This is a genomic window from Methanosaeta sp. UBA458, from assembly GCF_002496085.1.
Taxonomy (GTDB): Archaea; Halobacteriota; Methanosarcinia; order Methanotrichales; family Methanotrichaceae; genus Methanothrix; species Methanothrix soehngenii.
The window spans coordinates 1-10,862 of sequence record NZ_DAIK01000017.1; the positions used below are offsets into that span (position 1 = coordinate 1).

19 protein-coding genes and 1 tRNA gene are annotated in these 10,862 nt (G+C 53.0%); 1 reads left to right on the forward strand and 19 read right to left on the reverse strand.

Annotation, left to right across the window (positions count from 1 at the left end; all coding sequences use genetic code 11):
- Positions 1–132: 132 nt before the first annotated feature.
- Positions 133–1,158, forward strand: a complete 1,026-nt coding sequence (locus BP822_RS00985) for a deoxyhypusine synthase (protein ID WP_013720477.1) — start codon at positions 133–135, stop codon at positions 1,156–1,158.
- Between the two features lie 10 nt (positions 1,159–1,168).
- Here the strand turns inward: BP822_RS00985 and BP822_RS00990 are convergent, their stop codons facing one another.
- From BP822_RS00990 to BP822_RS01080, 19 genes are all read right to left on the reverse strand, one after another.
- Complete coding sequence (locus BP822_RS00990) at positions 1,169–1,738, reverse strand: hypothetical protein (protein WP_276619885.1); 570 nt, start codon at positions 1,736–1,738, stop codon at positions 1,169–1,171.
- Between the two features lie 54 nt (positions 1,739–1,792).
- Positions 1,793–1,978: a CooT family nickel-binding protein gene (locus BP822_RS00995; protein WP_013720475.1), complete on the reverse strand. Its 186-nt coding sequence runs from the start codon at positions 1,976–1,978 to the stop codon at positions 1,793–1,795.
- A 21-nt stretch (positions 1,979–1,999) separates the two neighbouring features.
- A tRNA-Arg gene (locus BP822_RS01000) sits at positions 2,000–2,074 on the reverse strand.
- Between the two features lie 10 nt (positions 2,075–2,084).
- A complete protein-coding gene (locus BP822_RS01005) occupies positions 2,085–2,447 on the reverse strand; it encodes a prefoldin subunit beta (RefSeq protein WP_013720474.1) in 363 nt (120 codons plus the stop codon).
- Positions 2,444–2,671, reverse strand: coding sequence for a KEOPS complex subunit Pcc1 (locus BP822_RS01010; RefSeq protein WP_013720473.1), 228 nt, complete (start codon positions 2,669–2,671; stop codon positions 2,444–2,446). The genes BP822_RS01005 and BP822_RS01010 overlap by 4 nt, the downstream gene beginning before the upstream one ends.
- Positions 2,668–3,078 (reverse strand): hypothetical protein, encoded by a 411-nt coding sequence (locus BP822_RS01015; RefSeq protein ID WP_273278601.1) that lies wholly within the window; start codon positions 3,076–3,078, stop codon positions 2,668–2,670. The genes BP822_RS01010 and BP822_RS01015 overlap by 4 nt, the downstream gene beginning before the upstream one ends.
- Entirely contained in the window at positions 3,078–3,215 is a 138-nt protein-coding gene (locus tag BP822_RS01020) for a DNA-directed RNA polymerase subunit P (protein WP_013720471.1), read from the reverse strand. The genes BP822_RS01015 and BP822_RS01020 overlap by 1 nt, the downstream gene beginning before the upstream one ends.
- A gap of 3 nt (positions 3,216–3,218) precedes the next feature.
- Complete coding sequence (locus tag BP822_RS01025; RefSeq protein WP_013720470.1) at positions 3,219–3,500, reverse strand: 50S ribosomal protein L37ae; 282 nt, start codon at positions 3,498–3,500, stop codon at positions 3,219–3,221.
- Positions 3,501–3,515: 15 nt separating this feature from the next.
- The gene (rrp42, locus tag BP822_RS01030; protein ID WP_273271330.1) at positions 3,516–4,292 is read right to left on the reverse strand and encodes an exosome complex protein Rrp42; all 777 of its coding nucleotides are present in this window, start codon (positions 4,290–4,292) and stop codon (positions 3,516–3,518) included.
- Positions 4,285–5,037 (reverse strand): exosome complex exonuclease Rrp41, encoded by a 753-nt coding sequence (gene rrp41, locus BP822_RS01035; protein WP_276619888.1) that lies wholly within the window; start codon positions 5,035–5,037, stop codon positions 4,285–4,287. Before rrp41 ends, rrp42 begins: the two co-directional genes overlap by 8 nt.
- Positions 5,038–5,042: 5 nt before the next feature.
- The gene (rrp4, locus tag BP822_RS01040) at positions 5,043–5,708 is read right to left on the reverse strand and encodes an exosome complex RNA-binding protein Rrp4 (RefSeq protein ID WP_286877540.1); all 666 of its coding nucleotides are present in this window, start codon (positions 5,706–5,708) and stop codon (positions 5,043–5,045) included.
- A gap of 18 nt (positions 5,709–5,726) precedes the next feature.
- Positions 5,727–6,425 carry a ribosome assembly factor SBDS gene (locus tag BP822_RS01045; protein ID WP_048132528.1) on the reverse strand — a complete coding sequence of 233 codons (699 nt, stop codon included), beginning with the start codon at positions 6,423–6,425 and terminating at the stop codon, positions 5,727–5,729.
- A gap of 2 nt (positions 6,426–6,427) precedes the next feature.
- Entirely contained in the window at positions 6,428–7,201 is a 774-nt protein-coding gene (gene psmA, locus BP822_RS01050; RefSeq protein ID WP_286877542.1) for an archaeal proteasome endopeptidase complex subunit alpha, read from the reverse strand.
- Positions 7,173–7,670 (reverse strand): Rpp14/Pop5 family protein, encoded by a 498-nt coding sequence (locus tag BP822_RS01055; protein WP_286877543.1) that lies wholly within the window; start codon positions 7,668–7,670, stop codon positions 7,173–7,175. The genes psmA and BP822_RS01055 overlap by 29 nt, the downstream gene beginning before the upstream one ends.
- A gap of 38 nt (positions 7,671–7,708) precedes the next feature.
- Positions 7,709–8,386: an RNase P subunit p30 family protein gene (locus tag BP822_RS01060; protein ID WP_273271333.1), complete on the reverse strand. Its 678-nt coding sequence runs from the start codon at positions 8,384–8,386 to the stop codon at positions 7,709–7,711.
- A complete protein-coding gene (locus tag BP822_RS01065) occupies positions 8,383–8,799 on the reverse strand; it encodes an RNA-binding domain-containing protein (RefSeq protein ID WP_276619883.1) in 417 nt (138 codons plus the stop codon). Before BP822_RS01065 ends, BP822_RS01060 begins: the two co-directional genes overlap by 4 nt.
- A gap of 53 nt (positions 8,800–8,852) precedes the next feature.
- Positions 8,853–9,440: a 50S ribosomal protein L15e gene (locus BP822_RS01070; protein ID WP_013720463.1), complete on the reverse strand. Its 588-nt coding sequence runs from the start codon at positions 9,438–9,440 to the stop codon at positions 8,853–8,855.
- 116 nt (positions 9,441–9,556) lie between these two features.
- A complete protein-coding gene (locus tag BP822_RS01075; protein ID WP_276619881.1) occupies positions 9,557–10,399 on the reverse strand; it encodes a hypothetical protein in 843 nt (280 codons plus the stop codon).
- A gap of 43 nt (positions 10,400–10,442) precedes the next feature.
- Positions 10,443–10,715 carry a winged helix-turn-helix domain-containing protein gene (locus tag BP822_RS01080; protein WP_273278599.1) on the reverse strand — a complete coding sequence of 91 codons (273 nt, stop codon included), beginning with the start codon at positions 10,713–10,715 and terminating at the stop codon, positions 10,443–10,445.
- Positions 10,716–10,862 lie beyond the last annotated feature (147 nt).

The following is a 10,862-nucleotide window of genomic DNA, read 5'->3' on the forward strand; positions in this document are numbered from 1 at the left end:
CATTCTCGTGATGCGGAGCCCGCTCTCTTCGAACCTTGCTTAAGAGATCCTATAGGTATATAAAACTTCACGACTGGATAATCTTTAAGAGTCTCCAGTCCGACTTATAACCAGAGGCTGAAGAGGGATAGAATGGAACATAGTCACGGTCATGACTTGATATGCAATAAAGAGAGGACGACGATCCCCATGAAGGACCGGGGCGTCGCTGAGCTGGTTGGAGATATGGGCAGGATGGGCTTTCAGGGTGGCCAGCTTGGCGCATCTCTGCGCGTCTGGGAGAGGATGATGGACGAGGATGTAACCATCTTCCTGGGACTGGCGGGAGCTATGGTCCCAGCGGGGCTCGGGGAGTTCATTGCATATCTATTGAGGGAGAGGAAGGTTGACTGTCTGGTAAGCACTGGGGCCAATCTATTCCATGATCTGTGCGAGGGATTGGGGATAATTCACTTTCGGGGGAGCTCGTGTGCTGACGACGCCTACCTGAACGAATGCAAGATCGACCGGATATACGATGTATTCGTCTCGGAGATCGAGTTGCATAAGGCAGACAACTACATATCAGATTTCGTTAAGGGCTTAGACCAGGACCGCCGCTACTCCTCCCGAGAGCTGATGGAGATGGTGGGCAAGGGACTGCCCGATACCACCATCCTCGGTGCCGCCCATAAAGCCGGTGTTCCAATATTCGTTCCTGCTCTGGGAGATAGCTCCTGGGGCATTGGGATGGTTATAGCCCTGCGCGAAGGTTGCCGGGTTTTGGTCGATCAGATCAAGGATGTGGATGAGATCACAAGGATAGTGGAGAGGTCCGCCCAGACCGGTGTGATATATATCGGTGGCGGGGTCCCCAAGAACTTCATCCAGCAGACCGAGGTCATAGCGGAGCTCATAGGCAACTACTCCGGAGGGCATAGCTATGCCATTCAGTATACCGCTGACTCTCCCCATTGGGGAGGGCTATCAGGCTGCACATTTGAGGAGGCGGTCTCCTGGGGCAAGGTGAAAAAGGAGGCAAGCAAGGTGCAGGTCTTCTCCGATGCCACCATCACTGTGCCCCTGGTGGTGCAGGCATTGCAGGCATCGGGCCATAGGAGAAAGAGCTATCCGGTTTACAACTGGCGCGAGGGAGATCTCGAGCTGAACTACAGGTAAAAAAAGATTTTCAGAGGCCTGTGGCAGAAGCAAGCTGCAGGCTCTGATTTTTATCATTGTTGCCTTCGACCAGTACCACCAGATCTAAATTGTTCCAGAGATAAATATATTTGTAGGTGTTGCTATTTTGGATGTGTCTTATCTCCAGAGCATCGTGGTCGTTGATTGTGGCATTTCCGAATATCTTAAGGCCTCTGGCGATCTGATCGGCGTAATCCTCCTGGGACCTGAAGTTATTGATGGCTGCTAGTGCCTGTTCCTGATCAGGCAATCGGATATATGTGACCTTGGCATCATAGGGCTGGCCGCCTTCCTTGGCCTCCCATTGATATATTCCTACAGAGATATTGATCGGCTTGATCTCTTTTTCTCCATAGAACTCGGTTATATAATCGGTCATATTCACATTGGAGTCCATCTCAGGGAGGGCAGCCAACAGCTTGAATCCATCCGGCAGCATCGTTTTTGGAATATCCGGATTGCCTTCAAGGGAACCAGTGCTATCCTCTGCCAGGCAGCCCATTATCGATGCTAAAAGCAGGGATATGGACAGCACACAAATGGTCTCAATTGGTCTCATAGCTTTTCTCATCCATTTTCAAGTCCATAAGCTTTATGAGCCGAATTGGGATCTTCATCCGATTATGGTGGCCGATTGGGACATTATATTCACTTCGGAGATCCTTCCCTCAACTTCCATGGAATCGCCGAATATGCCTTCCAGGATCACCTTGCCGTCATGGACCATCAGTCTGACCACGCTCTCCATGACCTTTTCCCGGACTCCACCTTTCAGGGTATAAACCGTCAGTTCGCACATATATCCTCAAAAAATATAAAACGGACCCGGCGGGATTCGAACCCGCGACCCCCGGGTTAGAAGCCCGGTGCTATATCCTGGCTAAGCCACGGGTCCGCAAGTTTGTTTAGCCGCCCTTGGGCGGCATCTGACCTAATGACTGCTTAAGCTGTTCCTGAAGCTGTGTAAAGCGCCCTTGAATGCGCTCTTCTTGCTTTGCCATCGTCTTAAGCCTGATATCCATCATGTCCTTTCTCTCTTTCAATTCCTCAGTCAGCTTCAATTTGTCCGCTCTGAATAGAAGTTCGCCGACGCTCTTGTATATAACAGCGTCGTCTGCGCTCTTCTCCAGCTCTTTTAGCGCTGCTTCGGTCTCTCTGATCAGACCCTCTATCTGGGTCTTCTGAGTCATAACAGCCTGAGCCTGCTGCTGAAGCTGCTGAAGCTGAGCCAACTGGTTTTGTATCTGCGGAGGCAATTCGCCACTCATAAACTCACCATCTCAATTGCGATCTTGACCAACCTTATCCAGGTATTTAAGGCTGCCCGAAGGGAGACCACATCCTCGCCCAGGATCTTCAATCGAACAAAGCCAGGTCCTTCGACCAACTCGATATTCGACCGGTGGATCTCATCGTTCAACTCCGGTGCCAGCGCCTCATAGATCTCCTGGGAATGAGGCGTCTCTATGACCAGCTCTGTCCAGCCCTTCATAGCCTCAGACTGAACCTGGTCGCGCCTACATCCATGAAATCTATCCTGCCAGATGCCACGGAAATCGTTCTCGCCTCTGGATCGGGAAGATGCGACCACCTCAGCTCAAAGAACTGAGCAATCGCTTTTGATTCAGTCGACCGTCCCGTAACCACAGGCACATCCTTCTTCAGCCGTCCCGCCAGCGGCTCGCCCAGCAGCCGAAAGGCAAGCAATTCTTCTCCTGCTATAGAACGCTTGACCAGGCCCCGGGGGTTGCCATGATCCTCCACCACCACCAGCCAGGTATCCTCTCCTCCAGAGCTATGCTTTCCCCGGTTGAGATAGGGGACGGAGAGGAAGGCCGCTAGCGCCCGCCCAAACCTTCTCGCTTTGGAAGAAGGGTCTCGCGCGGTGGTGACCAGCATCAGACGGCTTTCATCTTCTTGACCGTGGTGGGCCGCTCCTTCATAAGGATCCTATGGCCGCAGTAAGGACAGCGTATGCCGCTGTACTCGTAGTCAATCTCCACGATCTTCTTGCATCTGGTACACTTGTAGGCCATCCTTTAATCCGCCTCAAGGCTCTTCTTGAGAGACCGCAAGACAGAGCGGCCTAAAGAGGTCTCGGGCAAAAAGGACCCGCCTGCGAAGGTATATCCACATTTTCTGCAGCTCCATATGGCTGTGCTTGTCCTTTTTACCTTATTCCTTCCACACTGGGGGCAATCATAAGAGGCCTTGCTCTTCTCCTCCAGATCGGCCACGAGCTTCCTCGACTTGCGGCCGTATCTCGCGCCAAACCTGGCTGCCGATCTGCTCTTCTTTCCCTTTGTAGTCTGCTTTGCCATGATCTTTACTTCCGTTTAAGCTTCCAGAAACTTTTCCCGGATTTCTCTCGCCTTCTCACATGCTATATCAATGATGCGGTAGACCTGCTCTGGATTCAGCATTCCTGTGCCGCTCTTCTGCATTCCGCAGATATCTCCGTTTGTGGTGGTGATGACTGTGAGCTTGGTGTTGGCTATCGCCTCCTCTTCCACTCCGGGATCGAACATCAGCACATCGGAAAATTCAATCGCGGTCGTGGCTATGGGAATGTCCCTTATGGGCAGGATATAATCCTCGCCCAGGCCAAACCTGGATGCAGGTACCTTGGTGCATAAAAGGGCAGATATTGCCCCCAGCGAGGCTGCATCGAGAATGTTTCCGCAGTCATCCAGAATATGCACATCGATGAACACTATCCAGACCTTCTTTCCCGGCTCGATGCAGAGAGCTTCAAGGTCCACCGCCTTCGATTCGCGCACCCCCCGATCCACCAACCGGGCCAGCTCGATTCCCACCTCATTGGGCGGCCCAGGCTCGAAAGAGGGCGAGGCCAGGGGCACAAGCTCTGCATTGGTGATTATGACTCCCCGGTTGGGAGAATCCTGGAAGGGCTCTCCGGGCTGCATCTTCACTCCTACCAGGACCTGGCTGGATCCCAGCTTCACCAGAGCGCTTCCCTCAGCCTTGCGAATGACATCCCTCTCAATAGAGATCTCCCGGTATTGATCGAATTTCCTGCCATCGATCCTCTCCCCCTTGATAAGGAGATTGTATATGAAATCCTTCTTGATCTCGGAGATGACGCTACTCACAGAGATGCACCTCCTCTCGAGCTGAGTCTGTTGAGATCTGGCTATACTTTGCCACTAAAGCCCTCCGTTGCAGCTCATAGATGTCCTTTGCCCCTTTCATGGCCATCGTTACTGCTTGTCCGAACTCGACCGGCGTCAGGTTGCCATCCATCTGCATCAGGGTGATATCGCCATTGGGGGTCATGGCGATGGGCAGATCGGCCTGTCCGAAGTTGTCCTCCTCTTTCATTGGGTCCAGGACAATGGTATCTCCTACCTTTCCTGCCGCACAGGAGGATATCATGCTCTTCATAGGAATTCCCGCATCCGCAAGAGCTACAGCCGCAGCATTTATGCCCGCGGTCCTCGTTCCTGCATCCGCCTGAAGAACCTCCACGAAGACGTCGATCACCGAACGGGGGAAAAATGAGGTCAGGATCACCGGCTCCAGCGCCTCCCGGCTCACCTTGGAGAGCTCGTAAGACCGTCGATCCGGCCCGGGACGCTTTCTCTCCTCCACGGAGAAGGATGCCATGTTGTATCTGTAGCGCACGATGGCTCTCGTTACCTCCTGCAGATGTCTGGGGTGGACCTCTCTGGGCCCATATACTGCAGCTATTACCTTATTTCCTCCCATCTCGATGTAACACGAGCCATCAGCTCTGGCCAGGATCCCCACCTCTATCTTCACCGGCCTGAGCTCGTCGGCTCGCCGGCCGTCCAGGCGGAGTCCGTCTTTGAAAAATGATATATCATTCTCATCCATAGCGATCAACTTCTGGCCTCTTTCTCTGCCTTAAGGAAGCTCACAATCCTGTCCGTCAGGCCATTGGTATGGGCTTCTCTCTCTATCAGGGCAATCGTCTTGAGTGCCAGATCCGTATCGTCTGCACAGCCGTTGATCCAGATTCTGCCGTTCTGGCCAACGAATATGCTGCAGTTTACCTCTTTTTTCAGCATGCTGATCATGGAGCCGCCCTTGCCTATCAGCCTGGGTACCCGGGTATGGCTGATCTCTATGACCTGTCCTGTCCTGATCGGGCCCAGCTTTCGGTCGTTTAAGGTTAGCTCCACCTTCATCGTGGGGTCCACATCCTTCACCCGGGTCATAATCGAGCTGCCGATGCGCAGATATTTAGACATCTCATCCGATTCGATCCTCTTGGGAAACTCCGAGATGTGCAAAAGCCCGTCATATGGCGAATTGATGTCCACGATCCAGTTGGAGAAGGTTATGTCCTTCACCACTCCTATGACATTATCCCCTGGCGCAGGCATATACTTTCCCGCCAGAGGTATGACATTTATCTTATCCCTGTAGTTCGCAAGTCCGTAAAGCAAGGAGTAGACGTTTCCATCTTTGATGTAAGTCCCCTCGCCCGATCTCTTGGCATCCTCAGAGAGAAGATCACCTGGTACTACCACCTTGCGATCCATGCGCTTCCTACTCCATTCTTAATGCTTAAGAAGCTTCGTCTCGGCCTCGCCTTTGGTTAGCCGGTTGACCAGGTCGTAAAACTCCGTCTGCATGCCCGCAGGTATCTGAACCACGCCGATCCAGGCACCGTTGTTCTGCCAGGCTTCCCGAGTTAGTCTGCCAAAGGCGGAGATCTCTCCGTAGGCCTTGGGAGCAAATTCAGGCGGAACCTTGACCGCCACCTCCACCTCCTCGAATCTTATGGGAATGAGAGGACGAATGGCCTTCATCACTATCTTGACCAGCTCGTCGGTGGATTTGGTGGGATCGATGTTGACGCGGGCCTCGGTCATGGCCTGATCGATCCGGCCTGGTGGATGAGGGGTTTTTGTCTGGGGATTGATGGCATTTCTGGCAATGACCTCAATGACCTGCCGCCTTTTGTTCTCCAAGAACCTCTTCCTCTGATCAGCGGTAAGGCTTATCTCTCCTTTCTTGATGATGACGGGAGCGATGGAGAGGGGATCGGTGGTTCCGAAGGCCTTTTGCAGATCTTCTTCCGGGCTTCTGTCTCCCCGAGAGGCATTCTCGAAGACATCCTCCACCGCCAGGATGTCTTCCAGGTTGACGCTATCGCCTCTCTTCAGGGCAAGCGCTCCGTCCGGGTCTACCAAAACCTCAAAGGTGGTTCCGTGGGTCTTCAGCCTGGCAGGTACTGCGTCATCCAGTCTGACCATCCTTATGCCTCTCCCTCTTCTCCCTTGCCTGGTTGGACCTTATTGGAAGCGACTATTGCCTTCATGCGTTCAACGTAGTCGCTGACCTCTTTTTCTGTCAACTTATAAAATAGCTTATCAGAGAGCTTGATGATGCCGATCTCAGTGGTTGATGCCTCCACCTTGCCTTCAGCTGCTCTGTGAAGAGCCTCCAAGCCCAGGAGGACCGCCTCGTCCATGGTCAGGTCTTCTCTGTACTTCTCCTCGAAGACCTCCATCACTGAGGATCTGCCTGCTCCGATGCCTGTGGCTTTGTACTCCAGCAGAGCTCCAGAGGGGTCGGTCTCAAAGAGCCGGGCCCTGTCCTCTTCTGCGCCGATGATGAGAAGGGCGGTTCCGAAGGGACGCACACCGCCGTACTGGGTGTACTGCTGCTTGAAGTCGCAGATCTTCTTGGCCAGGGCCTCAACCCCTATCGGCTCGTCATAAACCAGGCGGTTGATCTGGCTTTCAACCCTGGCCCGGTCAATCAGCACCCTGGCATCGGCTACCAGGCCAGATGTAGCTGCGCCGATGTGGCTGTCAATTTGGAATATCTTCTCAATCGATTTGGGTTCCATGAGCCTGCTAGTGATTCTTTTATCCACCAGCACAGCTACGCCGTCCTTTACCTTAATGCCTACTGCCGTAGTTCCTCTACGGACTGCTTCGCGGGCATATTCAACTTGAAATAGTCTGCCATCAGGGCTGAATACAGTAATAGCCCTATCATAACCCATCTGCGGTGCCATCTGCATCCTCGTGTCCTCCACATAAATCGAAAGAGGTCAGTCCCAGATATCTGGTATCTGAACCTCGGGTCCATTCGCTGTCATCTGGACAGAGATCGACCTCTAGGCCTTGGGTGCGAATAATGCACCCGGAAACTTCTTTCAGCTCGATTCTTCTTCTGTCGCAATCACCGTTTATTTTACATAGACGTGGTAAATACTTTTCTGTGGCCGATTTAATCGTCCCCGAGACCCCTTTTGCCTGCAGAGCCGCTCTAGTTCCCTGAATGGAATGAATTGAGGCTAAAGTGGCCCTGGCCTGGTCCATGTGCTTATGATGAAAGCGCAATATGCCCTGGCGGCCATCGAAGGAGATCAGATGGAGCCTGTTTTTTGCGCTGCCGATATCGCCGAAGAGGGTATGCTGGTTGGCTATGATCTCTTTGATCAAATCCTTGCCCTCTATCTCTCCTTCTGCCTCCAGCTGGAATATCATATATCTCCTCCTCATCCGGAGGACGGGCAGTCTGCTTCTCAAAGTAGCTCTACCCCCGGGGAAGGCCAGCATCTGCGATTCAGAGCCATGATATCACCGGCCAGGGACAGGGCCCGGCAGGCCTCCTGGTGCTCGAAGCCCATCACCTCCGCCAGGGCGATGATGTCACGGGGAGAACGAAGGTCCAGGTGGGACCTGGCCCCGACTGTGAGCAGAAGGCGCAGATCGAACTTGCGTGCTAGCTGCAGGTTCCGTCCCAGTGACTCAAGCCAGCGGGAGCGATGCCGACCCGATAGACGAAAGAAAGGACCGAGGTCAAATCCTATTGCCACCTGGTTTAGCTTGGCGGCTCGGGCGGCAGCTATGCCCAGCGGCCGGCGGCTGCTATATGAGGGGATTAATATGTCGACGTTGGGGTCCTCACTGGCTGTGCGCACCAGTTCCTCCGTTGCGGCCCGAACCAGGAGGAGAGGGTATCTCGGCCGAAGAGATGTAATCCTGCTGCGAAGGGATCTGACATCCTTTGCCATCACCTCCGCCCCGATGGCAACCTCAATCCCTCTTATCCTCTCTGCTGCTTCTGGCCGGAAGAGATTGCCAGGGGCTGCGTTGCATATTATGATTCCCCCGTAGCCCAGGCTTTTCGCCTTCAATGCCATGCGGCTGGCGGAGGACGATCCTTCAGGATAGGCTCTCAGGCACTCAAAATAGCTCATATGAGCTCACTTAGGATCTTGATGGCCTGCTGGCGATTGGAGGGATAGGTCTTGACCAGAGCACAGATGTCCAGAGCGTCCTTGGATTCCGTCAGGCGGAAGAGGCCTTTATAGGCGGCCTGCTTGTCCAAGCGAAGATGGAAGTGGCTCGCTCCCTCCAGCCGCTCTGGTATCTCATGGTGAAGGCGAAAGCTGTCCTCTGAGGGCAGTTGCTCACGTAAAATTTGAAAGAAAGCCTGAGCCTCCTTTCTTCTCAGAGAAGCCTCGAGGATTTTGATCTCATTTCCGAAATGGCCTAAAGCAGTCTGGGAGGATATATGGTCCAGAGGGACGAAGATGCTCAGAGCTTCGCGCACACGCTCCTCGTCCTCTGTCGCTGCCACAAAGGCCCGAATAGAGATTTTATCGATCAATGCTCTTCACTTGCCAGAGTATTGTCGATCCGGGTTGTATCCAGCGCTCTCGCTCACTTACCTCTGCCGTCATGGGCTCTGATGCCGGGCCTGGTCTTCTCAGTGCCAAAGCCCTTGTGCCTCTGGCCCCTGCCCTTGCGGCCAGCGCTGGTCTTGCCACGCACCGCTCTGCCCCGGTGGACGTTGTCTGCGACCCAGCAGAGGTCCTTGTCGCTCTTGATGGAGGTGGAGTGGGGATCTACCAAGATGACCTCATAGAACTTCTGTTTGCCGTCCTCTGCCACCCAGTAAGAGTTCAGGACCTCCATGTTGCGGTACCTTCTGCCCGCTCGCTCCTCGGCGATCCTCTGGATGGACTTGGCCATGGTGATGGTGTTTACTCCCATCTTGCTGGTCTTTCTGTTTCTCTCATAGCGGGACTTTCTTCTGCCGCCCCTTCTTACCTTGACACGCGCCACGATTATGCCCTGCTTGGCCTTATAGCCGAGTGCCCGCGCCCTGTCCAGTCTGGTGGGCCGCTCGATCTTCTGCACTGTGCTCTCCTGGCGCCAGGCCTTGAGCCTGTCCTGCCTCAGCGCGCCCACGTATCCCTCTCGAGGAGAGGACCAGGCATCGCCGATATAGCTGTAAAAAGATCTCATCTATCTTCACCTTGGCCGGTTCGACCTAATGGTCACATTCCGGAACTAGAGGGGGAGAATGGCTGATAGAAGATAAAGGTTTGCCAGGATCGATCATCCCAATCATTCGTCTCGAGCTATGCCTTCCACTTTATGGTATTGCCCTTGATCTTCAGCATTCCCCTTTTCTCCAGGGAGCGGGCTATCTCCTCTGCTACCAGGCTGGCGTCAACGCTCACAGTGAATCTACTGCCTACATCAAGAATGCACCTTTCGGCAAAATCCTCGATATCCATCTTTCCCTTCTCTGGGCACTCCAATAGATCCTCCACCACCAATCCCAGAGCCGTGATCAGTTGATACTCCTGGTAATAATTCTCCTGAAAATCCTCATCGATATCCCGGAAGAGCGCTGAGGAGGACTCATCTATGCTGACCACATACATTTTTTCCAGATCCACCTCCAATCGCTCATTGAGCAGAGGATCCTCGGGATCTGCCTCTTGGGATTTCAGATGAATATTGATCACAGGATCATCCAGCAGGTCACCTATTGGCTCACCCGGCTTGATATCGTTGAGATTGTAGAGATCCTTGGCGAAATCCAGAGCCACTATTGAGTATGCCAGGGATTCGAATAACTCATCTCTGGTTTTTTCGTCCGCCTCCTCCAAATCCTTCTCGTTCATCCTCTCTCTCTTGGTTCTCCAATCCGGGTCCAGCTCAGCCAGATACAGATCCATGAGCTCCTCATCATTGGATGCCTTTTCCAACACGGCCTTCATGGCGGAGATAAATTTCTCATGCCTCTCTAATATTCTGTTCCGCTCTCTAAGCTCGCTGGCTTTGCCTTGCAGAAAGGCCACAAACTCCGATTGGGCAGTGACCAGGCCTTTGACATCCACCTTGAAGCCCGCATCCCTCAGATAGTTGGCGACGCGAGTGGCTTCTTCTTCATAATATTCTCCCAGCTTGAACATAATGCTGGAATTTCAATCATTGCATATGAGGCTTGCTGAAGGTTCAAGCATATGAAAATAGCTTGTCCATCTCGCTATGGAACTGACCGAATACCCGAGATAGCTCCGCTCCTTTAGGGGTGGTGCGGTAGATGACTTTTGAGCCAGTGGGAACGGCCTCCATCAGCCCATTATTCATCAGACTTTCGATGTGGGATTTAGCGCTCAAGAAATTCAGATTTGCCTTATGAATGATCCGGGTCTTGCTCGCGCCATTCATGCATAGCTTCAGGATCTCTGAAGCGATTATGTCATTGGTTCTTCTCTTCTGGTTCATTTAGCTTCAACCTCGCTGCATTGATGAGCCATCGGGAATTATATAGACGATTACGTTCATTCTGATCAGAACACTGTGCAGATCCATCTTATTAACCATAAAAATCGACAATAAGAAACATCGCGCAGCCAGAATTAATCATATTAT